Raw genomic sequence first — 1,513 nt, 5'->3', positions numbered from 1 at the left:
GGTCGGCCATGGCGCGGGTGATGGCCTGCCGGATCCACCAGGTGGCGTAGGTGGAGAACTTGTAGCCCTTGGTGTAGTCGAACTTCTCGACCGCGCGGATCAGGCCGAGGTTGCCCTCCTGGATCAGATCCAGGAACGCCATCCCGCGGCCGGTGTAGCGCTTGGCCAGCGATACCACGAGTCGCAGGTTCGCCTCGAGGAGATGGTTCTTGGCACGGTTGCCGTCGCGGATGATCCAGTTGAAATCACGCCGGGTGGCGACGGGGAGCTTATCGCCGGCCTCGGTGAACTCGCGCATCTTCTCGGCGGCGTACAGACCGGCCTCGATCCGCTTGGCGAGTTCCACCTCCTCCTCGGCGTTCAGCAGCGCGACCTTGCCGATCTGCTTGAGATAGGCACGCACCGAATCGGCGGACGCGGTGAGTTCGGCGTCCTTGCGGGCCTGCCGCAGTGCCTCGGACTCCTCCTCGTCCCAGACGAAATCGCCGGAGGCCTTGTCCGCGGCGGTCGGCTCGGAGGTGCCGTCGGCGGCTTCGGCCTCGGCTTCGGGCTCCTCGGCGACCTCGGCGTCGGCGACCAGTTCGTCGCCCTCGTCGGTGAGATCGTCCTCGGAGACCTCCAGATCGCCGAGATCCGCGACATCCAGCGAATCGTCGTCGAGCTGTTCCTCGCCCGCGCCGGGGGCGCCGGCGCTGCCCGCCTTCTTGGCCGGAGCTTTCTTGGCCGGGGCCTTTTTGGCGGCGGCCTTCTTGGCCGGCGCCTTTTTGGCAGCGGCCTTCTTCGCCGGCGCCTTCTTGGCGGCGGCCTTCCGGGCCGGGCGTGCCGCGGGAACTTCCGTGGCCTCGGCGTCGGCCGATTCGGCAGTCTGACGGGTATTCGTGGCTACCACGTACGCCCTTTCGTGACGGTCTCGTGCGGCGTCACGCCAGAGTAGTATTCCGGCGGAGCGGTCTGTCGGGTTTACCGGCTAAAACGCCGGTCGGGTGTCCGGCTCACCGCCGGGTCCTTCCATTGTAACGATCCGACCAGTGTGCCCTTGCCCGTGGCGCGGAGAATCTCAGGGGGTGATTCCGGCGTCGACAGCCATGGCGGCGCCTACGATACCCGCCGTGTTCTTCAAGGTCGCGGGGACCACGCGGGTGCGGTTGGTGAGCAGCGGAATCCACTGGTCGGCGTCGCGGCTGATACCGCCGCCGGCGACGAAGACCGTCGGCCAGAACAGGTCTTCCAGGCCGGACAGCACGGTGCTGACCCGGGCGGCCCACTCCGGATAGGTCAGGTCCTCGCGCTCCTTGATCGAGGCGGCCGCGCGGTGCTCGGTCTCCATCCCGCCGATCTCCAGATGCCCGAGTTCGGTGTTGGGGACCAGCGAGCCGTTGTTGAGCAGCGCCGAACCGATTCCGGTCCCGAAGGTCAGCAGCAGCACCAGCCCGTGGATATGGGCCGCGGCCCCGTACCGGTCCTCGGCCAGGCCGGCCGCGTCGGCGTCGTTGAGCACGGTGACCTCCCGGCC

Annotated in this window: 2 protein-coding genes; both read right to left on the bottom strand. The window is 68.3% G+C overall.

The features are described from left to right. Window positions 1-889, bottom strand: an 889-nt coding sequence (locus tag ACWDU1_RS32300) for a sigma-70 family RNA polymerase sigma factor (RefSeq protein ID WP_450004208.1), incomplete at its 3' end; no start/stop codon positions are given. Between the two features lie 168 nt (window positions 890-1,057). Beyond that, a partial coding sequence (locus ACWDU1_RS32295) for an ROK family protein (RefSeq protein WP_450004207.1) occupies window positions 1,058-1,513 on the bottom strand: 456 nt, incomplete at its 5' end.

This window comes from Nocardia sp. NPDC003345 (genome assembly GCF_053589395.1).
The sequence above is the reverse complement of the archived record's forward strand: the minus strand, read 5'-3'. Positions and strand labels throughout refer to the sequence as shown.